Below are 26,786 nucleotides of genomic sequence, written 5' to 3' on the forward strand. Positions count from 1 at the left end.
TTATAAATATAAATTTTAAAGTACTGTTTTAGAACGCTGAGATTTCATTCTACTAAAAAACTCTGGCGTAACCCCTAAATAAGAAGCTATATGATATTGAGGTATCTTCCCCTCTAGGTTAGGATATCTTCTTAAAAATTGCTCGTAGCGCTCTTCTGCCTTAGAACACAGCATATTTAAGATTCGCTCGTCTTTTGCAGAAACAGCTCGCTGATACAACTCTCTAAAAAACACATTCAGTTTAGGAATGCGTAAATACAAATCATCTAAGTCTTGTTTACTCAGAAATATAATCTCAGAATCTACCATAGTTTCTATACAAAACTTAGCAGGAGCTTCATTCACGAAACTATCTATATCTGAAAACCACCAACCTTTTACTGCAAAAATAGAAGTATGCTCTATGCCTTCATCATTTACAATATACTGACGTAAAATACCGTTTAGCATAAACATTTTCTGAGTAGCTACTGCACCAGTTCTCAACAGAATCTCCTTCTTTTTAACCTTTTCATAGCGTAAGCGCGATACTATTAAGGCTTTCTCTCTATCTGTGAGATCTATATAATTACTTAGGCTTTCCAGCAATACCTGAAACCCATCCATGCTCTTAAGTTTTTATGATGATTTGGTTATAAATATATAACATTTTACAATAACCAACTACCTAGCAATAGTTCACCTATTTTTTCTTAAAAAACATATTACCTCCGTTTGGGTATACGGGCATATTAGGCGGCACAATTAATATACTATTATAATAAATATGGAAAATATCTTTGTAGGGCTGCTTTACTTTATCTAAAACGGCTACCGCTAACTCTGGCATAGCATAAAAGATAAACTCCCCCAAACCAAGTATTAAATGCTCTAACTGATTTTCTTCTCCCATAGCATTAAATACTCCATCTGACGATAGTAACTTAAAAAAGTCCGCATAGGTTACATCTGTCCACTCATAAAAAGTAACTACCTCTTCAAATGTTTCAGGCAAATAGGGCGCTACCAAATCCTTCCAAAACATAAATCGTTTTTCTTTCTCGGCTAATTTTAATAAAAATAAAGCCACGGCTTTCAACGGACTCTCCAATACCATTGCAGGATGTTCTCCACTGCCTCCACCAATAACTATTTGCTTAGTAGTACAGACAAAATCTCCATCAATATCTTCCAACGGATGATATACAGGTACCCAAGAAATATACCCCACCAACTCGTGCTTAAAAGAATCTATATGACTCATATTTATTATAATTTACAGTTAAGAATACAGCATACAAATGTAATTTCTTACATTAGCACCTTAAAATCAACTAATTTATGAAAAAACTACTAGTACTTTTTACCATTGTTACAATGCTTGTTTCTTGTAATAATGACGATGATAACGGAATTTTAAATACAGCTGCCGGTACTTGGTCAGGTATCTATACAGGTTCTGGAGACAACGGAACTTTTACCGCTACGGTAAATTCAGATGGCTCATTAAACGGAACTGCAGCATCAGACAATTTACCTGATTTTGAAATGAACATTACGGGTACAGTTGATGCTGATGGCAATATGACCGCAGATTTAAGTGCTTTAGGTATCCAAATTGGAAATTTTACAGGGTTATTACTAGAGACTGAAGCTTCTGGTAATTGGAACACCAATTATTTAGACACATCATATTCAGGAACTTGGACTGCTAGCAAAGAATAATCACTTCTTACATTAAAAAAATGTAATGAAAATGCTTTGCAGTTATCTGTAATTCATTTTATATTTGCAGCATCTTTGCGGGAGTAGCTCAGTTGGTAGAGCGTCAGCCTTCCAAGCTGAATGTCGCGAGTTCGAACCTCGTCTCCCGCTCTTTTTTATTTCCCTTTTAAAATATCGAAAATCCTGTTAGCGTTGTTAAACGTTCTAACGTTTCTATCCCTAAATAAGAGTTTCCTTTTTTATTTAGTTTAGGACTCCAAACCGCAACACTGTAATGACTTGGGTGCACTGCTACAATACCACCTCCTACACCACTTTTACCTGGCAACCCAACTCTAAAAGAAAACTCACCAGATTCATCATAGAAACCACATGTTTGCATAATAGCATTAATACGTTTAGCATGCCTTGGCTCTATATACACTTGTTCATCATTCAACAACTTGCCTTTGTTAGCAAATATCATAAAGCTTTGCGCTAAATCTTTACAAGACATTTCTAGACTACATTGGTAAAAATAAAAATCTAAGATGTCTTCAATATCATTATGAATATTCCCAAAAGACTTCATTAAATTAGCTAAAGATGCATTTCTAAAACCATGCTCTTTTTCAGACATAGCCACCTTCTCATTATAATCTAAATTCGGGTTCCCCGAAATTTTACGTACAAAATTTAAAAAGGCCTCTTTCGGGTTTTGATAATAAGACATTAAAATATCTGCTATTACAATGGCACCAGAATTAATAAACGGATTTCTAGGAATACCATTCTCATATTCCAATAAGGTTAAAGAATTAAATGGGTCGCCCGAAGGCTCTACTCCCACTCGTTTCCAAACATCTCTATCTAGCACCTTCATAGCCAACACTAAAGAATATACTTTGGAAATACTTTGAATAGAAAACCGCTCGTAGGCATTACCCAAACTAAAACCAACACCATCAATACTATCTAAATAAATACCATATTTAGATGCATCTACATTTCCAAGTTCAGGGATATAATCTGCTACAGCACCTTTACTTTCTAGGCTACTAACCTCTGTAAATATCTCCTCTAATATTTCTTGATAATTCATTCGCTAAAATTTCAAACTTGCACCGGTGGATATCTCATAGGCCTCTTTTGTCTGCTCAAAAATTCTCGCACTCAAGTCACCTTTTAATACTATTTCTTCTCCGTTAACCGCTAACCAGCTACCCTCTCTTAAACCAATTACTGGTTGGGTATTAATTTTATGAAACTCTTTTATTCTAGTTTCTCTGGTTTCACCCATGTGTTTGCTTTGTGTATCTGCATCTATATAATGGGGGTTAATATTAAATGGCACCAACCCTAAAGTTTTAAAGCTTGGCGGATAAATGATTGGCATATCGTTAGTGGTTTGCATAGTTAACCCGGTAATATTACTACCAGCACTAGTACCAAAATAAGGGGTCCCTTCATTAACAACTCCTCTAATAACCTCCATCACTTTATTTCTATAAAGCTGGCTTACCAATAAAAAGGTATTTCCTCCACCAACAAAAATAGCTTCAGCATTTTCTACAGCCGCTACCGGATTCTCAAAAGTATGCAACCCAACTACCTTTTTATTAATTGTACCAAATCCTTTAGCCGCAATAGCAGTATATTCATCATGTGTAATACCACCTGGTCTTGCATAAGGCACAAAAAGCACTGTTGCTACATCTTTAAAAAACGCTTCAAGCTCTGGCAATATATAAGACAAGTAAGTACCTCCGTGTATGGTAGAAGTACTTGCAATAATCATTTTTTTCATTCGTTTAAATAAAATTTTGATGTAAATTTAGTGAACATAAGCATTAATTAACAAAAGTTTATATACACGTTGTTTTTAAATGTGCCAAACTTATAATTTCTTTACTAGACAATTTAAGAATCATGAAAAATATTACTCCAATAAAAATAGTTTTTGCATTTATCCTACTGGTACACGGTTTAACTTTTGCACAAGAAGAACGTGAACCACTTATGGGGAAAGTAATGTACCGCAATGTAAATGTTGAAGGCATGAACGTTATTAACGTAACTGCCGAAACCGTACAAACCACTGACGAAGATGGAGAGTTCTCTATTGACGTAAAACCTAGTGATATGTTAGTTTTTACTTCTTTAAACTACGAGCTTACTTCCGTAGAAATTACACAAACCATTATAGACAACGGAAGATTAGTGGTAGAAGTAAATGAAAAAATTACAGAATTAGATGAAATTGTACTTTCACCAGAAGATCAGGAAAAATTTATAGATGCCAAAAGTGAAGAGTTTGCAGCATACAACACCTTTTCTTATGAAAAAGATGATGCTACTAAAATTGACAATCCATCTTTACCAACACAAGTAAGAGGATTACAAAACGGATTAAATTTTGCTAACATTGCTAAACTATTGTTTAGAAAAAGAGACAAAGACGCTAAGGAAGAAGAAGAATTGTCACAACTGAAGCTTAGCGAAATCATGCTTCAAGTATACGATATTGAATTTTTTGTGATAGACCTTAAAATTCCGCAAGACAAGGTGCAAGAATTTGTATACTATTTAGACAGCCAGCCGTTCTCTAGAGAATTACTTAAAAAAGATCAAGAGTTTTTATTTGTAGATTGGTTAGTAGAACAAAGTAAAAATTTTAAAGAGCAATTAGAAGAACCTAAAGAGTAAAGGCGCTTTGTTTGTTTTATAATCAAAATTATATTTCATTTACAGTCATGAAATATACCAAACTCACATTACTAACAGCCGTATGTATTTTTCTGCTAAGTTTCACAGTACATAAATATTATGTAAGCACCACAGAAGTAACATATAGCAGTAAAGCAAAATCGTTTCAAATAACATCAAGGTTATTTATAGATGATGTAGAACGTACCCTAAATGAGCGTTACGGAATCAACTGCCAATTAGATTCTGATAAAGAATTTAAAGATGCCGAAAAATATCTTTCATTGTACTTTCAGGAAAAATTTAAGATATATCTAAACGGCAAACAAACACCGTATCAATTTTTAGGAAAAGAGTACGATACAGACCTTATCAAATGTTACATTGAAATACCAAATATTAATAAAGCAGACATGAAATCTGTTACGGTAGAAAACTCCGTACTTTTTGAAATGTTCCCTGAACAACAGAATATCGTACATATTAAAATGAACAATTCTGTAAAAAGCTTTATACTTACTAGAGAAAATAAGAAAGCTTTGTTAAAAATTTAACATTTGCTAAACATTTTCTTTTAAATTGAGTAAATTCCGCCTTTTAATTCATCATTACAAAAATCCAATCTACTATGACCAAGTACACGTATAGCTTTTGGGCATTATTGCTTGTTTTAGGAATAAGCACTTCTTGGGCCCAAGAAACGGAAGAAAAGGTTGAAAAAAAACCTGGCCACGAAAACATTAACAGGTTCAGACAGTTATATCAGGAATTCTCTTCTCCTAATATGTTCAGAACTGCTTCGGGAGCTCCAGGACCTTCTTACTACCAACAGCAAGCAGATTATGTTATGAACATTGAGCTTGATGATAAAAATGAAAAAATTACCGGTGAAGAAACCATTACATATACAAATAACTCTCCAGATGTATTAGAATACCTATGGATGCAGTTAGACCAAAATGTAAGAAGCAAAGATTCTAAAACTCCACTTATAGAAGAAGACGGATTAAGACCGGCAACCATGCCTAATTCTTTCGCTCAACAATATATGGAAGACCCGTTTGATGGTGGTTTCAACATCACCTCTGTAACCACAGAAAGTGGAGCTCCTTTATCATATACCATCAACCAAACCATGATGCGTATTAACATTGATACCCCATTACAACCAGGAGAAAAAATATCTTTTAAAGTACAATGGTGGTACAACCTTAACAACCATGTTACCAACAGAGCTCGTTCTGGGTTTGAACATTTTGATGAAGATGGTAACAACTTATATATTATTGCCCAATTCTATCCAAGAATGTGTGTGTATAATGATGTAGAAGGTTGGCAAAACCTTCAGTTCTGGGGGCGTGGAGAATTTGCATTGCCTTTTGGTAATTATGATGTAAACATTACTGCACCTGCAGACCACATAATGGATGGTACAGGAGTTTTAGAAAACAGAAAAAAAGTACTTTCTAGAGAAGAATATAAAAGATGGGAAAAAGCTGAAGAAACCTATCACGAACCTGTAGTAATTGTTACCCAGGAAGAAGCAGAAGCTAAAGAAAAAGAGTTTTCTGATAAAACTAAAACTTGGCACTTTGTAGCTAATAACGTAAGAGATTTTGCTTTTGCGTCTTCTCGTAAGTTTGTTTACGATGCTATGGCTGTAAACATTAACGGTAAAAAAGTAATGGCTATTTCCTTATATCCTAAAGAAGGAAACCCACTTTGGGGAGAATACTCTACAAAAGCTGTTGCAAGTACTTTAGAAAGCTATTCTAAATATACATTTGATTATCCTTATCCTAAGGCTATTTCGGTGCACTCTAAAAATCAAGGTATGGAATACCCTATGATTTGTTGGAACTATGGTAGACCAAACCCTGATGGAACGTATTCTGATAGAGTTAAATTTGGAATGATTAGTGTAATTATTCACGAGGTAGGACATAATTTCTTCCCTATGATTGTGAACTCTGACGAGCGCCAATGGACTTGGATGGATGAAGGATTAAATAGTTTTATGGAATACTTAGCAGAACAAGATTTCCAGAAAAAGTATTTACCAGAAATTGGTGAATACCCTTCTAGAAGAGGACCTGCTGAAAAAATTGTACCTTACATGAGCGGAGATCAAGATTATATTTCCCCTATCATGTCAAACTCTGAAAATATTTACAAGTTTGGTTCTAACGCATATTCTAAACCTGCTACGGCCTTAAATATTTTAAGACAAACTGTAATGGGACCTGAACTTTTTGACCACGCTTTTAAAACTTACGCTAAAAGATGGATGTTTAAACACCCTACTCCAGAAGATTTCTTTAGAACTATGGAAGATGCTTCTGCAATGGATTTAGACTGGTACTGGAGAGGTTGGTTCTATACCACAGAATATGTAGATATGGGCGTTAAAGACGTAAGAACATTTTATGTATCATCTAAACCAAACAAAGAAATTAAAGACCTTGCTAAACAAAGAGGTATTGAACTAGCAGATTTACCTCCATTAGTATATTTAGTAGAAGAAGGAAGCGAAGATTTTGATGCTGCTTTAAAAGGAAAAACACCAACTGAAACCTCTCAAACTTTGAACGAGTATGTTATGGATAACTTTACTCCAGAGCAGAGAGCTTCATTAAAAGCACCTAAATACTTCTACGAAATCACCTTTGAAAAGCCAGGAGAATTACCAATGCCGTTAATTGTAGAATACACTTATGAAGATGGTACAGTGGAAACTGTGAAATATCCTGCTCAAATTTGGAGAAGAAACGATACCGAAGTGAAAAAGGTTATTGCTTCAGACAAGGTTCTTAAAAGCGTAAAAGTAGATCCTAAAAAGGAAACTGCTGATATAGACACAGCAAACAACTCTTGGCCTAGAGAAACTTACGAGTCTGACTTTGAAAAATTCAAAAACAAACAATAAGATAGCTAGCTCTTACTGAGTAACTTTTAGTTTTAAACATAAGAAAATCCGGTTCTACTACAGAATCGGATTTTTTTATTGTACAAATAGAAACACACAACCAACCGTTCTAAGAAAATCTTTCTATTTTTGCAGATAGTATGAAGTCAACACAACTTACCATAGCAGTAGATTTTGATGGCACCATTGTAGAGGATAAGTATCCTCACATTGGAACACCACTACTTTTTGCTTTTGAAACATTAAAGAAGTTACAAGCAAATGGTCATTTACTAATTTTATGGACGTATCGCTATGGCGATAAGCTACAAGAAGCTGTTGACTTCTGTAAAGAAAACGGGATTGAATTTTACGCCGTTAATAAAAGCTATCCGGAAGAAAAATTTAATGGGGAAATTAGCAGAAAAATTCATGCTGATATCTTTATTGACGACAGAAATTTTGGAGGCATGGTTAGCTGGGGAGCTATATACCAAAAAATAGTAAAAGAAGAACCCGAAATAAAACAGAACAAAAAGGGAGGTTTCTTCTCTTTTTTAAAAAATAATTAATTATGATTAAAGTTAAGACTTTAGAAGAAATAGAATTAATGCGAGAAAGTGCTTTAATTGTTTCTAAAACATTAGGAATGTTAGCTACTGAGCTAAAACCAGGTGTTACTACGAACCAATTAGACAAATTAGCTGAAACTTTTATCAGAGACCACGGTGCAGAGCCTGGTTTTTTAGGTTTATACGGTTGCCCGTCTACCCTTTTAACCAGTGTTAATGAAGCTGTTGTTCACGGATTACCTACCGATAAACCTCTTGAAGAAGGTGACATTGTATCTATAGACTGTGGTACCCTAAAAAATGGTTTTTACGGAGACCATGCATATACTTTTGAACTTGGTGAAGTAGCACCTGAAACCAAAAAGCTACTAGAAATTACAAAACAATCTCTTTACGAAGGCATAAGAGCTTTTACCAATGGAAACCGTGTTGGCGATGTAGGCTTTGCAATACAAAACTTTTGCGAAGCAGAAGGGTACGGTGTTGTGAGAGAACTTGTAGGTCATGGCCTTGGTAAAAAAATGCATGAAGACCCAGAAATGCCTAACTACGGACGAAGAGGTAGAGGTAAAAAATTTGTAGAAGGTATGGTAGTTGCCATAGAACCTATGATTAACTTGGGTACGCACCGCGTAAAGCAACTTAAAGATGGCTGGACTATTGTTACTGCCGACGGAAAACCTTCTGCACACTTTGAGCATGATGTTGCTTTAATTAATGGGAAACCAGAAATTTTATCAACTTTTGCTTATATCTACGAAGCATTAGGCATTGCATCAGACGAAGAAAAAGAGTTTAGACAACAGGATTTGGTATTGTAATTTGAAAAAGCTTTTTAAAACGGTACTAAATACTGTACCCCGCCCATTACTGATACGTTTAAGCTATGTTGTACGCCCTGTAATAGCAATAGCACTAAAAGGTACAAAATACACCGACCCTATAGATGGTAAAAGCTTTAAAGAGTTTTTACCTTACGGGTATGGTACGCAACGTAGCAATGTTTTATCTCCGTCTACCCTGTCGTTGGAAAGACATCGTTTGTTATGGTTGTATTTAAAAAGCGAAACAGATTTTTTTACTGCCTCTAAAAAGGTATTACATTTTGCACCCGAACAAGCCTTTTATAAAAGGTTTCGCAAAATGAGTAACCTTACCTATACTACTACCGATTTAAACTCTCCTTTAGCAGATGTAAAGGCAGATATTTGTAATCTTCCGTTTCCAGATAATGCGTATGATGTAATTCTATGCAATCATGTATTAGAGCATATACCAGACGATACAAAGGCCATGCAAGAACTCTTTAGAGTGTTAAAGCCCGGAGGAATGGCTATTTTACAAATACCGCAAGATTATAGTAGAACACACACTTTTGAAGACGATTCGATAACCGATAAAAAAGAGCGCGCTAAAATATTTGGTCAGTACGACCATGTACGTGTGTACGGCATGGATTATTTTGACAAGCTTAGAAGCATTGGTTTCCAGGTAACAGAAGAACATTACACCGATAAACTTACCGCAGAAGAAGTGGAAAAATATTGCCTTGCAAAAGGTGAAATTATTCCGGTTTGTAAAAAACCGGAATAATATAACTTCACTTATTCTATTACTAGTTTTGCAAAATTATCTGATTGATAAAACTGCTCTTCCCCCTGCTCATCCATATAGATGAAGTACACATATATTTCAGGGTGTCTTTTAATAAATTCTATACTTTTTTCTACATCCATAGCCATAAAAGCAGTTGCAAGTCCGTCTGCTCTCATAGTACTAGATGCTAAAACCGTTGCACTCAATATTTTTCCTTTTTGAGAAGTTCCAGTTTTAGGGTTCATGGTATGTACAAATTTCTCTCCAGTAATACTGTCTACCGTAACTTTTCTATAATTACCAGAAGTTGCCATACCCAAATTGTTCAAATAAATTTTAGCTATTAATTTTCTAGGTTCATCTGGTGATTGTAAGGGGTCGTCTATTCCAACTACCCAACTCTTATTTTTTAGAGTATTAGTACCCATAGCAGCAAGTTCTCCACCAACTTCTACTATAGCGTCAGTAATTCCCTTTTCTCTTAAAAAATCTAACACTACATCAACTGTGTACCCTTGTGCAATAGCATTAAAATCCATGTACATTTCAGGATACTCTTTAATCACATGTCCTTCGGTATCGAGTTTAATTTTATCCCAGCCAATCAAATTCATAACACTATCATGTTCCTCTTCTGATAACCTTACAAACTTCTTTTTAGGGCCAAAACCATACAACTTCATCAAAGTACCCACCGTTGGGTCAAATAAGCCGTCAGACTCTTTGTAAATAGCCTCCGTTTCTGCCATTACGTTTTTAAAATGAGTATCTACCACCACCGTAGAATCACCTGCATTTACTTTACTAATTAAAGACGTAGGCACCCATGTAGACATAGAATTATCAATTACAGTAAAAACTGAATCTAACTGAGTTTTACTTATTACCTTTTCTTTGGCTATAAATTTAACTGCGTAGGTGCTTCCTTGGGCTGCACCTTGAATAACAAACTCATCTAATTTGTTTGGTTTATCGCAAGACACTAAACCAATTACTGCAGCTATGGCAGTTATATATAAACTCTTCTTCATATTAAATTTCAACAAGTCCGTTATAATTTACAATATAATCATTGTCTTTTGACACTGGCAGTTCATAGTTCTCTGCATTCGCCAACCCCACACCAGCATAGTGAGTTTTAGCCTCAAACTTCATAGCGTGTTCTTTTACAGTTTCCATAAAAACATAATCTATATCTTGTGGATTATCAGGATAGCTAATAGCTCTAACAATAACAAAATGCTTTTTGTTTTGTGCATCCACACAAACAAACTGCGGATCTCTCTTCAACTGGCTATTCACAGCTAAAAACTCCCACTTTCGGCTCTCTATTTCTTTACCCACAATATTCATGGCTAAATTGTGTAACTCTTGTTCGTCTAAAACATTCATAGTACAAAAATAGAAATCCTGAACTTGAGTTGAATCAAATTCAGGATTTAATTTTTAAAAGTGTTCTCATACTAATCTTTATGTAAAGAAATTCGCGTAACTTGTGTAACTGTTAATTCAATCTTAGCAGAAGATTTAATGTAAAACTTGTAACCATTTCCGGTTCCGTATGGTGCGGGTAAACTAGTACTATCGGCAATAGTTAACATCAAAAAAGAAATAGTACCTGTATTAGCAAATGCAAAACTAGACTCTTCTAACTCAAAGTTTGATCCAACAGCCTCGTTAGCAATTTTAAAAGTTAGTTTAGTTTCAGAACTAGCACCACCACCAGATTTAACATAATCCATTTCTATTCTCCATAAATGCACTTGCCCTAAAACGGCATTCTCAATAAAACTACCTTCTGCACTATTATACACACTAGCATCCGCTTGGTACTGATCATTTTCTGGCCAATGGGTTACTGGGGCATCTGCATAATCTAAACCACCACTATACTGTATATGTTGAAAAACATCGATTTCATTGTTTTGATCTATATTCAAATATGGATTTCCTCCGGCACTTGTATTAATCTGAATAACCCCCTCATTTTCTGGTTCCTCAACTTCATCTTTAGAGTTTACTACTTGCCATTTAGCTCCATCATAAAACCTGATAACTTTATCTGCTTTATCATACACCATCATACCTTCTATTGGAGTAAATACTCCGTCATCTGCGGTACCCACAACATTATCTGCACCATCTGGGTCAGCATTTCTAGGTAACACTAAACCTGAGTTTTCTGAAACTATATCTAAAATACCTTCTGGGGCAGTAGTACCTATACCTACTTGTGCTGTTAATTGTAATGCAAAAAACAATATAAAAACTGTACTTAAAGTGACTTTATTTTTCATGACATCTAGTTTAATTACACCGCAATTTACCATCATAAAACCACAACAAACATCAAAAACCGCCAGCTAGAACAGTTGTTACGACAGACAACCTTTTACACCCGATAAATCAAAAAATTACCATTCGTCGACACTTAATACAAAAAAAGAGGCTATCGATTTCGATAGCCTCTCCACTAAATATATCAAATAAATATTATTCTCCGAAGTCGTCAAAACGAACATTTTCGTCTGGCACTCCCCAATCTTCACACATTTTCACAACAGCCTTGTTCATCATTGGAGGTCCACAGAAATAGAACTCAATGTCTTCAGGTGCTTCATGCTTAGATAAGTATTGATCTATTACCGCTTGGTGAACAAATCCTGTAAATCCATCACCCGGACTATCAACGTCAGCTTTTACATTCCAATTATCTTCTGGTAATGGCTCTGAAAGCACTATGTAAAACTTAAAGTTAGGGAAATCTCTTTCTAACTCTCTAAAATGCTCTAAATAGAACAACTCACGTTTAGAACGACCACCGTACCAATAAGAAACCTTTCTTCCAGTTTTTAATGTTTTGAATAAGTGATATAAATGCGAACGCATTGGCGCCATACCAGCACCACCACCTACATATAACATCTCTGCTTCAGAATGGTTAATAAAGAACTCACCGTAAGGACCAGAAATAGTTACTTTATCTCCTTGCTTTCTAGAGAAAATATAAGATGAAGCCACCCCAGGGTTAACATCCATCCATCCATTTTTAGCTCTATCAAAAGGAGGTGTTGCAATACGAACATTCAACATAATATCTCTTCCTTCTGCAGGGTAAGAAGCCATTGAATAAGCTCTCTCCACTGTTTCAGAATTTTTCATTACTAACGGCCATAATTTAAACTTATCCCACTCTAATTGGAACTTATCTGGTGTTTCATGTTCTTCTGGGTGAGCCGTAATATCAATATCAGAATACTTAATTTCACATGGAGGAATTTCAATTTGAATATATCCACCAGCTTCGTAATCCATATCTTCCGGAATTCTAACTACAAACTCTTTAATAAAAGATGCCACGTTATAATTACGTACTACTTCAGCTTCCCATTTTTTAATACCAAAAATTTCTTCAGGAACTTCAATTACCATGTCTTGTTTAACTTTCACCTGACATCCTAATCTCCATCCTGCTTTTAACTCTTTTCTAGTAAAGTTCGGTACTTCAGTTGGCAATGGCTCACCACCACCTTCTAAAACTTTACATTTACACTGTAAACAGGTTCCCCCTCCTCCACATGCAGAAGGTAAGAATATTTTATTGTTTCCAAGAGTCCCTAAAAGCGATCCTCCAGAAGAAACTTCTACATTTTTCTCTCCGTTAATCTTTAAAGTAACTGGTCCAGAAGGTACTAATTTAGCTTTAGCCACCAACAGGATAATTACTAATAAAAGTATTAACCCTAAGAATACAATTAAACTTGCTACTATTACCATAATATAATATCTTCTAAAAAATTAATCTAAACTAATACCCATGAAACTCATGAATCCAATTGCCATAAGACCGGTAATAATAAAAGTAATACCCAATCCTTTTAAAGGTCCTGGAACATTTGAGTAGGTTATTTTCTCTCTAATAGCAGCAATTGCTAAAATAGCTAAGAACCACCCAATACCAGATCCTAAACCATAGGTAGCTGCCATACCAACATTAGGAAAATCTTTTTGTTGCATAAACAACGAACCTCCTAAAATAGCACAGTTTACAGCAATAAGTGGTAAAAAGATACCAAGTGCACCGTATAATGCTGGTGCAAACTTCTCAACAATCATCTCTACTAACTGTACCATAGATGCTACAACCGCAATAAACATGATAAAACTTAAGAAACTTAAATCTATACTTGCATACTCTTCACTTAACCAACTTAAAGCTCCGGGTCTTAACAAATACTTATCTAACATATAGTTTGCAGGTACTGTAACAAATAATACAAATATTACCGCCGCACCTAAACCTACAGCTGTTTTTACAGACTTAGAAACTGCTAGATATGAACACATCCCTAGGAAATATGCGAAAATCATATTATCTATAAAGATGCTTTTTACAAACAGACTAAAATACTCTTGCATTTTTCTAAATATTTTTTAGGCCTAAAACCCGATTAATTTTCAATTAATTTTCTATTTCTAGCACGTTGTGCCCAGATAATGATACCCACTAAAATTAACGCCATAGGAGATAATAACATTAAACCGTTATTCTCGTACCCTAATGCGTATAATCTTGTAGACTCTGCCATAGTAACACCTTTATGACCAAGAACTTCAATTCCGAATAATTTACCAGAACCTAAAAGCTCTCTAAAAAATGCTACAATAATTAATATAACAGCATACCCTACTGAGTTACCAATACCATCTAAAACAGATTTCCATGGTCCGTTACCCAAAGCAAAAGCTTCTAAACGTCCCATTACAATACAGTTGGTAATAATTAAACCAACGAATACCGAAAGCTGCTTACTTACATCATAAGCAAACGCTTTTAAAACCTGGTCTACTAAAATTACTAGCGCTGCAACAATTACTAACTGTACAATAATACGAATACGGTTAGGTATTAAGTTTCTTAATAACGAAACAATTAAGTTACTAAATGTTACTACTGCCATTACCGCCATAGCCATAACTACTGCAGGCTCTAATTGTACGGTAATTGCTAATGCAGAACAAATACCTAATACCTGTACGGTAATAGGGTTATCATCATCTAAAGGATCTGAAAGTAATTTTCTGTTTTGTTTAGAAAAAAGAGGTTCTTTTTCCTTAGCTACAAAAAGTACTACAGGTGCTTTTTTACTGTTTTTATTTTCTTTATTCTCCATACCTAACTAGTTGTTTAATGCCATTTCAGACTTTTCTTTTTTAAAGTATGCTAAATAATGATCAAGTCTTTCTTTAATCATGTTTTCAACACCTCTACTAGTAATGGTTGCTCCAGAAATTGCATCTACAGCATTATCATTACCCTGACTACCACCTTTCATAACAGTGATACCAACAAAGTTTCCGTCTTCGTCGTTAATTGCTTTGTCATGAAAACGTTGCTGAAACCAAGTTTGTGTAATCTCAGCTCCAAGACCAGGAGTTTCCCCTTTGTGATCAAAAACAACACCTTTAATAGTGTTAAGATCGTCATCTAAAGAAATATATCCCCAAATAGCGTCCCATAAACCAGCACCTCTTAAAGGAATAATATAAAATTTAGCCCCATCCTTTTCAGCAATGAATAAAGGAAAACGTTGCTCGTCTACAGGCTTTTTAATTTCGCTTGTTAAATCTAATTTAAAAGCATCCACAGAAGCATCAACTGTTCCGTCTGCTTTTAATGAAATTTGCTCTTTAACATATTTAGAATAATTTTCTTGAGCCAAATCTCTTGTCAATGGTTCTTTTGCTCCGTTTACTTCAACAGAATCAAGACCAATAGTAAACAAAATATTCTGCATTTTTTCTTTACGAATATTATCGTCTTGCATTGGCTTTAAAGAAACCGCTGTAAATGCTAGTGCAGATGCCACAATTAACACCATTACAATAGCAAATATAAAAGTATATGCGTTACTATCTCTATTCATGATTTAAGTAGTTTTAAGTTGTTTAGCTGCCAATCTTTTCTTTCTTCTATTAACGCTAGATTGTACTACGTAATGATCAATGGTAGGAGCAAACACATTTAATAATAAAATGGCCATCATTACTCCTTCTGGATATGCAGGGTTAAATACTCTAATCATAATACAGAACAGTCCCACTAGTATACCATAAATCCATTTACCAGTAGTTGTTTGTGCCGCAGAAACAGGGTCTGTTGCCATAAACACAAGTCCAAAAGCAAAACCACCAATCATTAAATGACCATACCATGGGAACTCCATTAATGCATTTACGTGGAATGCATTAAAGATTAAGCCCATAATAGAAGCACCAATTACACCACCTAGCATAATTCTCCAGCTACCTACACCTGTTAAAATAAGAATTGCAGCACCTACTAAAATCCATAAAGTAGAAGTTTCTGCAACCGAACCAGGAATAGAACCAGCAAACATGCTCCACATATCATAACCTGCAGCATTACCCGCAGCTAATTTTCCTAAAATTGTTTCTCCAGATATAGCATCAACATTAATAGCATCTGCTACCCATACTTTAGTACCAGACATAAAAGTAGGATATGCAAAAAATGCAAAAGCTCTGGCAGTTAACGCAGGATTTAAAATATTCATCCCAGTACCTCCAAAAGCTTCTTTACCTATTACAACTGCAAACACTACTGCAATTGCTACCATCCAAAGTGGTATATCTACTGGCATTATCATTGGTATCAATAAACCAGTAACCAAATATCCTTCGTTTACTTCGTGACCACGATAAATAGCAAAAGCAAACTCAATACCTAAACCAACACCATAAGAAACTACAATCATTGGTAATATCTTCCATAAACCAAATAAGAAGCACGTCATAAAATCGGTAGCTTCACCTGTTTGAATGTTATGTTGATATCCTGTATTGTACATACCATAGATTAAAGCAGGTAATAATGCAATAACTACAGTAATCATGGTTCTTTTTAAATCTACACCATCTCTAATATGAGCACCCTTTTTGGTAGTGTGATTTGGAACAAATAGAAAAGTATCTAAAGCATTTACTGCCGGAGCCCACTTTTCATATTTCTCGCCTTTCGCAAAAGGCTTCTTAAAATTATCTATCTTATCTCTTAAACTCATAATAACTGTAATTATTAACCTACTTCTTTAATCATTACATCCAATCCTTCTCTAATGATAGCTTGAGCTTCTATTTTAGAAGTACAAACGTAGTCTACCAAAGCAAAGTCTTCTGGTGCTACTTCGTATATCCCCAAGTTCTCCATTTTTTCAAGATCACCTGCTAAGCATGCTTTAAGTAATTGCATAGGATATACATCCATTGGCATTACTTTTTCCATTTCACCGGTAACAACCAAAGCACGCTCTTCACCATTCATGTTGGTAGTTGCTTCAAACTTTTTACCAGACATCCATGCAAAAGAAGTTTTTGCATAACTGTGAATGTAATTATCTTTAAATGGCATCCAACCAAATAATCTATAATTATTACCTTCTGGAATAGCCGTAATTTCACTATCATAGAATCCTAAGAAACCATCTGCAGTTACATTATCACCTGTTAAAACATTACCAGAAATAATTCTTGCCCCTTCAGGTATAGTTCCTAAAATATCTGCAACAGCACTACCAATAGTAGTGGCATAATATTTTGGTGCCTCTACAGAAGTACCAGCTACAGCAATAACACGAGAAGCATCAAACTTACCTGTTAAAAACAAGTTTCCGATAGCTACTACGTCTTGAGGTCCAACAACCCACACACGCTCACCTGCATTAATAGGATCGATATGATGAATTTGAACTCCAACATTACCTGCTGGGTGAACTCCAGATACGTTATGAAGGGTAACTCCGTTAATCTTATTAAAATAAGATGAAGCTCCGCTTTCAACGCTTAGATGAACTTTACCAGTAGTTAATTTTGCTAAAGCATCTACCCCAGCCTGAAAAGCTGCTTCTTTATCTTTTAAAGCAAAAGTTACATCTGCCGCTAATGGTGCAGAATCAAAAGCTGAAATAAAAATAGCCTTTGGTGAATCTGCCGGATTAGCAACCACATCGTAAGGACGTTGCTTAATAAATGGCCAACAACCACTATCTAACAACAACTGTTTAACCTCATCTCCACTTAATGAAGATGGAGATTTAACTCCATGCTCTACAAATGTGTCTGCAGCATCTGCTTCAATTAAAACATCTAAAATAACGCGCTTAGCACCTCTTCTAATTTCCTTAATCTTTCCACTTACAGGCGCTACGAATTTAACAGAAGGAACATTTTTTGAGAAAAAAATTGGCTCTCCCGCTTTTACTACATCGCCCTGTTTTACAACCATCTTAGGGGTAACTGCATGAAAATTTGAAGGATTTATAGAAAAGACTTTAGACCTAGGCGCTTCAGAAAGTAGGCGCTCCGCCTCTCCTTTTAGCTTGATATTTAAGCCTTTTTTGATACGAATGTCGTTTGACATATTTACTTGATTTGATATATTAGTTGCATAAAAATCGACGCAAATTTACTGAATTACACTTAGTTTTTTAAGGCATTCTCTTTTAGAAGCTTTATTTATATTTATTCTAAATAATACAATAAATTCTTAATTTTAGCATTTTATACTCAACGCAATATTTTGATTATATTTATCGAAATTTACAAGTATAAAAATGCAAAGAATATATATATTATTCAGTATTACCCTTTTCTCCCTTATTTCTTATGCTCAAGAAAAAAAGGAAGTCACTCCCCCATACTACTTACGCTCTATTATTTTTACCGGCGCTACCGATGAGCAGTTTCCTGTAATAACTTTAAGCGAAACAGCCACACTGCAATTTGATGATATTGATGCGCAAGAGGCTGATTATTATTATAAAATAGTGCATTGTAATTACGACTGGACACCTTCTAACCTAAACAAAAGTCAATACCTAAATGGAGTTGACGACCAACGAATTATTGACTATTCTAATTCATTTACCACCTTACAACCGTACTCTCATTACACATTAACCATACCCAACAACAGAACGAAGTTAACCATTACCGGAAACTACATGTTGGAAATTTACAATGACTATGACGAACTTATGTTCTCTAGAAGATTTGTAGTTTACAAACCAGCGCACGCGGTTGAAGTAAACATTAAACGATCTAGAGACTTAAACTACACCTACACCAAACAAGTAGTACAACTAGGTATTAAAAACACTACCAATATTATAAATCCGCAAGAACAACTAAAAACGGTTATCTTACAAAACTACAACTGGAACACTGCCATTTACAACATTAAGCCTCAGTATACCTTGGGTGATGAACTCATCTACAAGTACGACCAAGAAACAGCCTTTTGGGCGGGTAATGAGTATTACTTTTTTGACAACAATAACATTAGAATTTCTGGTAACGGAGTACTCAAAATAGAGCTTAAAGACATCTACCATTCATACTTATATCCTGCGGAAAGAAGAAGTGAAAAACCATACACTTATTATCCTGACATTAATGGAGATTTTGAAGTAAACACTTTAAACGGAAGAAATAACGAAACCGAAGCAGAATATGCCTTTGTACATTTTTTCTTAGAAAACGAACCTTCTTTAGCAGATAAAGATATTTACGTATACGGTAAGTTTAATAACTATGAATTTACCGACGAAAACAAGCTTACAATGAATAAAGAAACCGGGGTTTTAGAATCAACCATGCTTTTAAAACAAGGGTTTTACAATTATAAATTTGTTACTATAGACAATTCTGAAACCATAGATTACAACAACATTGGCGGTAATTTTTATCAAACAGAAAATGATTATATGGTATTAGTGTACTACCGAGGGTATGGAGATTTGTACGACAGTCTTATAGGAGTAGGCTATGGCAGCAGCCAAAACATTACCAACTAGCTATACAAACCACAACCTTTAACCAACTAACTAAACAACCATGTGGAAGCTTAAAACAAACAAAAGAAAATTATTAAAGTACAGAGGAGAGAAATGCCTTAACTGCAATTACTCATTAAACAAAACCGACAGGTATTGCCCTAAATGCTCTCAATTAAACTCTACTAAAAGAATAACGCTAATTGATTTATTTAGAGATTTCTTTGATGTTATTTTCTCTTACGATTCTAAGTTTAGAAAAACCACATGGACCTTAATTAGATACCCAGGGAAAGCCACTAAAGAATATACCTCTGGAAAAAAAGCATCCTATTCAAACCCGTTTAGGTTTTTCTTAAGCATGTCTTTTATCTATATAATCATCTTGCTATTAACCTTTGACTTATCACAGGTAGACGAGTTTGCACAAGAAAAATTTTCTGAAAAATATTTACAAGAAACAGCACATAGAGCCGACAGTATTCAACAAATTGTAAGAGACTCATTAGACATAATTGCACCAGAACTAAAAGACACTACCAAAATAAGCGCTCCTTTTTCAGCAATAAAATTAGTAAGCAACAGAGGACAAAAAGAAAAAAAAGAAATTAACAAAGATTCTATCCACTTTTTTAGTGCTAAAAAATACTTTGATTCACTTGCTACTACAAACCTAAGTTTCACTGACATTACTGATTACAAATCAGATGTTTTTAAATATGGAATTGAAAAGCAAAACATGCGTTCCTATTCACATTTATTAGAAGAAATGAAAATAGAAGACACTTGGGAAAATCAAATATCTTATAAATTAGGACTTAATTATTACAAGATAAAAACAACCCCAAGCCTCTATTTATCTTTCATTATTAGTAAGCTCCCGTTCTTAGTATTTTTCACCATTCCGTTTCTCGCATTTTTTATATGGCTGGTATACCAGAAAAAAACTTTCTACTATATGGATCATATGGTGTTTTGTTATCAAACACTCACTATCTTAATATTTTCCGTATTGTTATGGACGGTCTCAGTATTTTTCACAGGAGGAGGTATTTTATCCTCTTCAATTTTTTTGGTTATTTTTATTTACAACTTGATTTATCTGTATCTAGCCATGAGACGATTCTATGGGCAAGGCCGATTAAAAACTTTTGTTAAATACATTTATATACATACTATTTTTAGTATATTAGCCATAATAGCAACAATCATTTTTTCAATTATCAGTTTCATTCTTTATTAATCATGGTAACACAAGTAACCAGAGGTATCAAAATTACAGTAAGTACATCTTTCGAGGGCACTTTCTTTAAAAACTACAAAATGCACTACGCATTTGGGTACTGGATTACTATTAAAAACCAGGGTAAAGATGCTGTGCAATTACTTTCTAGACATTGGGATATTATAGACTCTCTAAATGACATGGAAATTGTAGACGGTGAAGGTGTAGTTGGAAAAAAACCAGTTATAAAACCAGGTGAATCTTACACCTACAATTCAGGTTGCTTGCTTGCTTCACCTATCGGAGCCATGAAAGGTCATTTTAATATGATCAATTTCACAACCACTAAAAAGTTTCACGTAATTGTACCTACATTTAAGCTAAATGCTCCTTTTGCTATTAATTAGTTAACAACCTCTTTATAACATTAAGATTATTCTAACGCATTTAAAATTAGAAATCGTTTATAAAATTATACATTTGCCATATAGCATTTAATAATTTTAAAACGATATCGAAAATGGGAAAAGGTTTTTTTCAAGTTCCAGTTGCGGTTAATGAGCCAATTAAATCGTACGCTCCCGGGACTCCTGAAAGGGCAACAGTTTTAGAACAATACAAAGCATACTATGGTAGCACCGTAGATATTCCTTTATATATTGGAGGCGAAGAAATTAAAACGGGCAATACTCGTAACATTACCCCTCCACACGATCACCAACACGTAGTTGGTTCTTACCACTTAGCAGAACAATCTCACGTAGAAAAAGCAATTAGCACTGCTTTAGAAGCCAAAGAAAAATGGGCTGCTATGCCATGGGAACAAAGAGCTGCTATCTTTTTAAAAGCCGCAGAACTTATTTCTGGACCATACAGAGATAAAATGAACGCTGCTACTATGATTGCACAATCAAAAAATATTTTCCAAGCTGAGATTGATTCGGCATGTGAAATTATAGACTTCTTACGTTTTAATGTTCAGTACATGGCAGAGATTTACGAAGATCAACCAGAATCTGACAAAGGTATTTGGAACCGAGTAGAACACCGCCCATTAGAAGGTTTTGTTTACGCTGTTACTCCATTTAACTTTACTGCTATTGCTGGTAACTTACCAGCCAGTGCCGCTTTAATGGGTAACGTAGTGGTTTGGAAACCTAGTGATAGCCAAATTTTTTCTGCTAAAGTAATTGTAGACGTATTTAAAGAAGCAGGTGTACCAGATGGTGTTATAAACGTTGTATATGGTGACCCTGCTATGATTACAGATACTGTATTAGCTAGCCCTGATTTTGCAGGTATCCATTTTACAGGTTCTACCACTGTATTTAAAAATATCTGGACTAAAATTGGTGCTAATATCAACACGTACAAAACCTACCCTAGAATTGTAGGTGAAACTGGAGGTAAAGATTTTATTGTTGCACACCCAAGCGCTATTGAACAACAAGTAGCAACCGCTATTTCTAGAGGTGCATTTGAGTTCCAAGGTCAAAAATGTAGTGCTGCTTCTAGAGTTTACTTACCAAAATCTAAAGCAGATGCAATTTTAGAGTTAGTGAAAAAAGATATTGACTCTTTCAAAATGGGATCTCCTGAAGACATGAGTAACTTTATTACAGCAGTTATTCACGAAGCCTCTTTTGACAAATTAGCTAAGTATATAGACCAAGCTAAAGAAGACGCTGATGCTGAAATTATTGCTGGTGGTACCTATGACAAGTCTAAAGGATACTTTGTACAACCTACCGTTATTTTAACTACCAACCCAAAATATACTACTATGGAAACTGAATTATTTGGTCCTGTAGTAACAGTATATGCTTATGATGATGAGAAATGGGAAGAAACCTTAAAACTTGTAGACGAAACTTCTGAGTACGCACTTACCGGAGCTGTATTTTCTCAAGATAGATATGCTTTAACGCAAGCAACTACCGTTTTACAAAATGCTGCTGGTAACTTCTACGTTAACGACAAACCAACTGGTGCTGTAGTAGGACAACAACCATTTGGTGGAGCTCGTGGATCTGGAACAAATGACAAAGCTGGTTCTAAACTTAACTTATACCGTTGGGTTTCTCCAAGACTTATTAAAGAAACCTTTGTTTCTCCAACAGACTACAGATATCCATTTTTAGGAGAATAAAAAATTTATCTATATAACTAAAAAGGTGCTCAATGAGCACCTTTTTTAATGTATAATATATTGTAAACCTATCGTCATTCCGTTGATGCTTACATCACCTAGCATATTGTGGTGCCAACCTACAAAAGGAGATACTCTTTTAAAATAATACTTAGCCTCTGCCTGAAATTCATCTACACTATTGGTGTTTATAAAACTCTGTTTCCACAGCAACCTAAAACTAACCGGTCTTACAGGAAAAACATCTACCCCTAATTGATACGCAAAACCACCTGTGTCTACACCAGACCCAACATAGGTGTAACCAGCGCCCCACCACCCTGTAACATACTTAGTACGCACCCGGTAATAATCTGCCATAATACTAAACATAGTTAATTGCGCTCTCTCATCAATCACATCTTCGTAGAAGCTAGTGTAAGTAGCATCTACCCCTACCAAATAAACAGGTCTATAATCTAGCTTAGCTTTATATCCGTTTACAGAACTTCCAGTAAAATAATTTGCCTGACCTCGCAAATCAGACAATTTAAAGTCATATAAATGGTTTGTTATAAATGTGGTATCGTTATCGGTTTCCTCCCAGCCTGCATATTCACCAGGAGAACCATCATGGTAAGGATATAAATTAAACTCCGTTCTTTCAGCTCCTCCTATCAACACACCTACAGTAGCGTAGGTTGCGCCCACAAAAATTGCTTCAAACAACTCTCCACTTATTCCACTTGAACTTCCACTACTACTGCTATTGGTAGCAGTACTACTTTGCGGATGATCTTTTACATAATCATCAAGTGTATTGTAATTTGGAGTATCTAAACTAGCTTTAGCTTTGTTTACTTTTCCTTTTTGCGCCGAGGTTATCAAAACACAAAAACTAAAAAGTGCTGTAAAAAATAATTTCATTGGTAGGTTGTAAAAGTTGTATTACAAACTACCTCAAAAAGTATTCCTTTTCCAAAAAAATAATTAATTTTCTTACTTACTTTTTATATTTCATAGGTAAGTAAACAACCTTTTTAGTTTCAAAAAAGTCTTCTACAAAATAATCGGGTAAGTCAAACAACTGTACATTTTGGTAAATAGCCAACTCTTCAGACAAGTCTCCACCTTTCAAATACAGAATTCCGTTTTTAAAATCGTGCACAGAATCTTTCTTAACTTTGTTACGCACCCATTTCACAAAATCGGGCATATTAGTTACCGCTCTACTCACAATAAAATCAAACTCTTGTTTTACCTTTTCTGCTCTTCCATGCTCCGCAATAACATTAGTTAACCCAATAGCTTCTGCTACCGCGTTTACCACTTTAATCTTTTTACCAATAGCATCAATTAAATAAAACTGAGTTTCAGGAAATAATATAGCCAACGGAATCCCAGGAAAACCTCCACCTGTTCCAACATCCATCACATGAGAACCTGGTTTAAAACGCTGCACTTTAGCTATACCTAGCGCATGCAACACATGACGTATGTAAAGCTCGTCGATATCTTTTCTAGAAATCACGTTAATTTTAGAATTCCAATCTTTATAAAGATTTTCTAATTGCGCAAACTGTTTTATCTGTATATCAGTAAGTTCCGGAAAGTACTTTAAAATAATATCCATATACCTTTAAATGGGTCAATTTTTAACAAAAGTAATTAAAATCAAATAGATATTTAAGCTGAAAATTGATACCCTACAAAATAGAATTGTTACTTTTGTATTTTGAAAATATATTATATCGTTATGGTATATAATTTCAAAATATACAGAAAAAGCTAATGAATTCAGTAAAAACCATACGTTTTTCAAGAAAAGATCCTCAGAAATTCTTCAAGACTCTGAATAGTAGAATCAATAATTATTTTCTTGAAAATAACATTAAAAAAACAGGAAACTGGAAATTATACCTGAAAACGGTTATTATGTTCTCCATTTTTCTAACACCTTACTTTCTTATTCTTACTATTGACATGAACCAGTGGTTACAATTATTGCTTACTATAGTAATTGGTATTGGTATGGCAGGTGTAGGAATGAATGTAATGCACGACGGAAACCATGGCTCTTATTCTTCTAAGCAATGGATTAATAAAGCTATGGGAGCAAGTATTTACATACTTGCCGGTAACGTATACAACTGGAAAGTACAACACAATGTACTGCACCACACGTACACCAACATACACGGCCATGATGAAGATTTAGATGCAGGCCGTATTATCAGATTTACAGAACATGCCAAATGGCAAAGATTCCATAGATTTCAGCACTTATACTCTATTTTGTTATACGGATTATTAACTCTTAATTGGGCTATTACTACCGACATTAGACAAATGCGCCGCTATATAAAAAGAAAATTATCTTACGGAGAGTTTAAAAGTCCTGTAGAACAATGGAGCATTTTGGTAATTACTAAAATTATTTATGTGAGCATTTGGATTGTGATACCTATGGTATTTTTAGACATTGCTTGGTGGAAAGTGCTTATAGGATTTTTTGCTATGCACTATACCGCAGGTTTAATTTTAAGTGTAGTTTTTCAATTGGCACACGTAGTAGAGGATGTAGAAACACCGTTACCTGAAGAAAACGGAACCCTGAAAAACACTTGGGCTATTCACCAATTGTTCACTACTACCAATTTCTCTACTAAAAATAAGATTGTAAATTGGTTTACCGGTGGTTTAAACCATCAGGTTGAACATCATATTTTCCCAAATATTAGTCATATCCATTATACAAAAATTGCTAAAATTGTAAAGGAAACGGCGCAAGAGTTTAATTTGCCATACAATGAGTATGACACTACTAGAAAAGCAATTATATCACATTTTAAACATTTAAAGGAATTGGGTAAAAAACCATCCTTACAAGCATAATTTTAAAAACGTTTAGTAAACTATAGAAATGAATCAGCACTTATCTGAAAGAGTTTTGAACATGGCAACCTCAGCAACACTTGCCATGGCAGCTAAAGCCAGAGAGCTTAGAGCAGAAGGAAAAGATATTATTGGATTAAGTTTAGGAGAGCCTGACTTTAATATTCCCGATTTCATTAAGGATGCAGCAAAAGAAGCTATTGACCAAAATTATAGTAGCTACTCTCCTGTTGATGGATACGGAGATTTAAAACAAGCAATTGTAAATAAATTTAAAAGAGACAATGGTTTAACATACGGTTTAAACCAAATTTTAGTTTCTACCGGAGCTAAGCAATCTTTAGCAAACTTAGCGTTAGCAATGATTAACGAAGGTGACGAGGTTATTCTTCCTGCTCCTTACTGGGTAAGTTATAGTGACATTGTAAAACTTTGCGGAGGTGTACCTGTTGAAGTAGCTACTACTATAGACACTGATTTTAAAATGACTGCAGCACAACTAGAAGCAGCTATTACACCAAAAACTAAAATGATGTGGTTCAGTTCTCCTTGTAACCCAAGTGGATCTGTATATAGTAAAGAAGAATTAGAATCTTTAGCAGCCGTATTAAACAATCACCCTGATATTTATATTGTTTCAGATGAAATTTACGAGCATATTAACTTTACTGAAACAGGACACACAAGCATTGCTAGCATAGAAGGTATGTTTGACAGAACCATTACAGTAAACGGTGTTTCTAAAGCATTTGCTATGACAGGATGGAGAATTGGTTACATTGGTGCTCCTGAAGCCATAGTGAAAGCATGCACTAAAATTCAAGGTCAGATGACAAGTGGTGCCAATGCAATTGCACAAAGAGCTACCATTGCAGCGCTTGAAGCTCCTGTAAGTGAAATTAAATTCATGATTGATAAATTTCACGAAAGAAGAGATTTAGTTTTAGGTCTTTTAGGAGAAATTGAAGGTTTTAAATTAAACGTACCAGAAGGTGCTTTTTATGTATTCCCTAACATTTCTCACTTCTTCGGAAAAACACTAAAAGGCAAAACAATTGAAAATGCTTCAGATTTTTCATTGTACTTATTAGAAGAAGCTAACGTAGCAACAGTTACAGGTGAAGCTTTTGGTAACCCAGACTGTATAAGAATTTCATATGCTGCTTCAGAAGCGGAATTAAAAGAAGCTATCAAAAGAATTAAAGAAGCATTAGCATAAGCT

General features: G+C 34.7%; 28 protein-coding genes and 1 tRNA gene. 14 read left to right on the plus strand and 15 right to left on the minus strand.

Annotation, left to right across the window (positions count from 1 at the left end; translation table 11 throughout):
- Positions 1 to 15 precede the first annotated feature (15 nt).
- Both Y10_RS14580 and Y10_RS14585 read right to left on the minus strand, forming a co-directional pair.
- Positions 16 to 606 carry a Crp/Fnr family transcriptional regulator gene (locus Y10_RS14580; protein WP_281766144.1) on the minus strand — a complete coding sequence of 197 codons (591 nt, stop codon included), beginning with the start codon at positions 604 to 606 and terminating at the stop codon, positions 16 to 18.
- Between the two features lie 76 nt (positions 607 to 682).
- The gene (locus tag Y10_RS14585) at positions 683 to 1,243 is read right to left on the minus strand and encodes a hypothetical protein (RefSeq protein ID WP_281766145.1); all 561 of its coding nucleotides are present in this window, start codon (positions 1,241 to 1,243) and stop codon (positions 683 to 685) included.
- Between the two features lie 77 nt (positions 1,244 to 1,320).
- On the opposite strand from Y10_RS14585, the gene Y10_RS14590 reads away from it, so the two are divergent.
- Both Y10_RS14590 and Y10_RS14595 read left to right on the plus strand, forming a co-directional pair.
- A complete protein-coding gene (locus tag Y10_RS14590; RefSeq protein WP_281766146.1) occupies positions 1,321 to 1,704 on the plus strand; it encodes a hypothetical protein in 384 nt (127 codons plus the stop codon).
- A 77-nt stretch (positions 1,705 to 1,781) separates the two neighbouring features.
- Positions 1,782 to 1,854 (plus strand) — tRNA-Gly (locus Y10_RS14595).
- Positions 1,855 to 1,870: 16 nt separating this feature from the next.
- On the opposite strand, the gene Y10_RS14600 is transcribed toward Y10_RS14595, so the two are convergent.
- Together Y10_RS14600 and pepE are read right to left on the minus strand one after the other, a co-directional pair.
- Entirely contained in the window at positions 1,871 to 2,785 is a 915-nt protein-coding gene (locus Y10_RS14600) for a glutaminase (RefSeq protein ID WP_281766147.1), read from the minus strand.
- A gap of 3 nt (positions 2,786 to 2,788) precedes the next feature.
- Entirely contained in the window at positions 2,789 to 3,490 is a 702-nt protein-coding gene (gene pepE, locus Y10_RS14605; protein WP_281766148.1) for a dipeptidase PepE, read from the minus strand.
- 122 nt (positions 3,491 to 3,612) lie between these two features.
- Here pepE and Y10_RS14610 point away from each other — a divergent pair, with 122 nt between their 5' ends.
- The 6 genes from Y10_RS14610 to Y10_RS14635 all read left to right on the plus strand — a co-directional run bounded on the left by Y10_RS14610 (position 3,613) and on the right by Y10_RS14635 (position 9,459).
- Positions 3,613 to 4,389, plus strand: a complete 777-nt coding sequence (locus Y10_RS14610; RefSeq protein ID WP_281766149.1) for a peptidase associated/transthyretin-like domain-containing protein — start codon at positions 3,613 to 3,615, stop codon at positions 4,387 to 4,389.
- 47 nt (positions 4,390 to 4,436) lie between these two features.
- A complete protein-coding gene (locus Y10_RS14615) occupies positions 4,437 to 4,943 on the plus strand; it encodes a DUF6702 family protein (protein WP_281766150.1) in 507 nt (168 codons plus the stop codon).
- 74 nt (positions 4,944 to 5,017) lie between these two features.
- Positions 5,018 to 7,315 carry a M1 family metallopeptidase gene (locus Y10_RS14620; RefSeq protein ID WP_281766151.1) on the plus strand — a complete coding sequence of 766 codons (2,298 nt, stop codon included), beginning with the start codon at positions 5,018 to 5,020 and terminating at the stop codon, positions 7,313 to 7,315.
- A 140-nt stretch (positions 7,316 to 7,455) separates the two neighbouring features.
- Positions 7,456 to 7,866: a BT0820 family HAD-type phosphatase gene (locus Y10_RS14625; protein ID WP_281766152.1), complete on the plus strand. Its 411-nt coding sequence runs from the start codon at positions 7,456 to 7,458 to the stop codon at positions 7,864 to 7,866.
- Between the two features lie 2 nt (positions 7,867 to 7,868).
- A complete protein-coding gene (gene map / locus Y10_RS14630; protein WP_281766153.1) occupies positions 7,869 to 8,687 on the plus strand; it encodes a type I methionyl aminopeptidase in 819 nt (272 codons plus the stop codon).
- Between the two features lies 1 nt (position 8,688).
- Positions 8,689 to 9,459 carry a class I SAM-dependent methyltransferase gene (locus Y10_RS14635; RefSeq protein WP_281766154.1) on the plus strand — a complete coding sequence of 257 codons (771 nt, stop codon included), beginning with the start codon at positions 8,689 to 8,691 and terminating at the stop codon, positions 9,457 to 9,459.
- Between the two features lie 11 nt (positions 9,460 to 9,470).
- Here Y10_RS14635 and Y10_RS14640 read toward each other — a convergent pair whose 3' ends face one another.
- The 9 genes from Y10_RS14640 to Y10_RS14680 all read right to left on the minus strand — a co-directional run bounded on the left by Y10_RS14640 (position 9,471) and on the right by Y10_RS14680 (position 17,902).
- A complete protein-coding gene (locus tag Y10_RS14640) occupies positions 9,471 to 10,493 on the minus strand; it encodes an FAD:protein FMN transferase (protein WP_281766155.1) in 1,023 nt (340 codons plus the stop codon).
- Position 10,494: 1 nt separating this feature from the next.
- Positions 10,495 to 10,854, minus strand: coding sequence for a Na(+)-translocating NADH-quinone reductase subunit F (locus Y10_RS14645; protein WP_281766156.1), 360 nt, complete (start codon positions 10,852 to 10,854; stop codon positions 10,495 to 10,497).
- 71 nt (positions 10,855 to 10,925) lie between these two features.
- A complete protein-coding gene (locus tag Y10_RS14650; protein ID WP_281766157.1) occupies positions 10,926 to 11,759 on the minus strand; it encodes a hypothetical protein in 834 nt (277 codons plus the stop codon).
- 196 nt (positions 11,760 to 11,955) lie between these two features.
- Positions 11,956 to 13,239: an NADH:ubiquinone reductase (Na(+)-transporting) subunit F gene (gene nqrF / locus Y10_RS14655; protein ID WP_281766158.1), complete on the minus strand. Its 1,284-nt coding sequence runs from the start codon at positions 13,237 to 13,239 to the stop codon at positions 11,956 to 11,958.
- A gap of 21 nt (positions 13,240 to 13,260) precedes the next feature.
- Positions 13,261 to 13,881, minus strand: a complete 621-nt coding sequence (nqrE, locus tag Y10_RS14660; RefSeq protein ID WP_281766159.1) for an NADH:ubiquinone reductase (Na(+)-transporting) subunit E — start codon at positions 13,879 to 13,881, stop codon at positions 13,261 to 13,263.
- A 32-nt stretch (positions 13,882 to 13,913) separates the two neighbouring features.
- Positions 13,914 to 14,636, minus strand: a complete 723-nt coding sequence (locus tag Y10_RS14665; protein WP_281766160.1) for an NADH:ubiquinone reductase (Na(+)-transporting) subunit D — start codon at positions 14,634 to 14,636, stop codon at positions 13,914 to 13,916.
- A 6-nt stretch (positions 14,637 to 14,642) separates the two neighbouring features.
- Complete coding sequence (gene nqrC, locus Y10_RS14670; RefSeq protein WP_281766161.1) at positions 14,643 to 15,389, minus strand: NADH:ubiquinone reductase (Na(+)-transporting) subunit C; 747 nt, start codon at positions 15,387 to 15,389, stop codon at positions 14,643 to 14,645.
- A gap of 3 nt (positions 15,390 to 15,392) precedes the next feature.
- Positions 15,393 to 16,547: an NADH:ubiquinone reductase (Na(+)-transporting) subunit B gene (locus tag Y10_RS14675; RefSeq protein WP_408733623.1), complete on the minus strand. Its 1,155-nt coding sequence runs from the start codon at positions 16,545 to 16,547 to the stop codon at positions 15,393 to 15,395.
- A gap of 14 nt (positions 16,548 to 16,561) precedes the next feature.
- A complete protein-coding gene (locus Y10_RS14680; protein ID WP_281766162.1) occupies positions 16,562 to 17,902 on the minus strand; it encodes a Na(+)-translocating NADH-quinone reductase subunit A in 1,341 nt (446 codons plus the stop codon).
- 193 nt (positions 17,903 to 18,095) lie between these two features.
- On the opposite strand from Y10_RS14680, the gene Y10_RS14685 reads away from it, so the two are divergent.
- From Y10_RS14685 to pruA, 4 genes are all read left to right on the plus strand, one after another.
- A complete protein-coding gene (locus Y10_RS14685; protein ID WP_281766163.1) occupies positions 18,096 to 19,337 on the plus strand; it encodes a type IX secretion system plug protein in 1,242 nt (413 codons plus the stop codon).
- A 40-nt stretch (positions 19,338 to 19,377) separates the two neighbouring features.
- On the plus strand, positions 19,378 to 20,559 hold the full coding sequence (locus tag Y10_RS14690) for a DUF3667 domain-containing protein (RefSeq protein ID WP_281766164.1): 1,182 nt from the start codon (positions 19,378 to 19,380) through the stop codon (positions 20,557 to 20,559).
- Positions 20,560 to 20,561: 2 nt separating this feature from the next.
- Complete coding sequence (apaG, locus tag Y10_RS14695; protein ID WP_281766165.1) at positions 20,562 to 20,948, plus strand: Co2+/Mg2+ efflux protein ApaG; 387 nt, start codon at positions 20,562 to 20,564, stop codon at positions 20,946 to 20,948.
- A 113-nt stretch (positions 20,949 to 21,061) separates the two neighbouring features.
- Positions 21,062 to 22,690 carry an L-glutamate gamma-semialdehyde dehydrogenase gene (pruA, locus tag Y10_RS14700; protein ID WP_281766166.1) on the plus strand — a complete coding sequence of 543 codons (1,629 nt, stop codon included), beginning with the start codon at positions 21,062 to 21,064 and terminating at the stop codon, positions 22,688 to 22,690.
- A gap of 45 nt (positions 22,691 to 22,735) precedes the next feature.
- Here the strand turns inward: pruA and Y10_RS14705 are convergent, their stop codons facing one another.
- Both Y10_RS14705 and rsmG read right to left on the minus strand, forming a co-directional pair.
- Complete coding sequence (locus Y10_RS14705; RefSeq protein WP_281766167.1) at positions 22,736 to 23,596, minus strand: hypothetical protein; 861 nt, start codon at positions 23,594 to 23,596, stop codon at positions 22,736 to 22,738.
- A gap of 76 nt (positions 23,597 to 23,672) precedes the next feature.
- The gene (gene rsmG / locus Y10_RS14710; RefSeq protein WP_281766168.1) at positions 23,673 to 24,302 is read right to left on the minus strand and encodes a 16S rRNA (guanine(527)-N(7))-methyltransferase RsmG; all 630 of its coding nucleotides are present in this window, start codon (positions 24,300 to 24,302) and stop codon (positions 23,673 to 23,675) included.
- Positions 24,303 to 24,460: 158 nt separating this feature from the next.
- Between rsmG and Y10_RS14715 the strand changes: the two genes are divergently transcribed.
- Both Y10_RS14715 and Y10_RS14720 read left to right on the plus strand, forming a co-directional pair.
- Positions 24,461 to 25,564 carry a fatty acid desaturase family protein gene (locus tag Y10_RS14715; protein WP_281766169.1) on the plus strand — a complete coding sequence of 368 codons (1,104 nt, stop codon included), beginning with the start codon at positions 24,461 to 24,463 and terminating at the stop codon, positions 25,562 to 25,564.
- Between the two features lie 28 nt (positions 25,565 to 25,592).
- Complete coding sequence (locus tag Y10_RS14720; protein WP_281766170.1) at positions 25,593 to 26,783, plus strand: pyridoxal phosphate-dependent aminotransferase; 1,191 nt, start codon at positions 25,593 to 25,595, stop codon at positions 26,781 to 26,783.
- Positions 26,784 to 26,786 lie beyond the last annotated feature (3 nt).

Source organism: Neptunitalea lumnitzerae, assembly GCF_027924185.1.
Taxonomy (GTDB): domain Bacteria; phylum Bacteroidota; class Bacteroidia; order Flavobacteriales; family Flavobacteriaceae; genus Neptunitalea; species Neptunitalea lumnitzerae.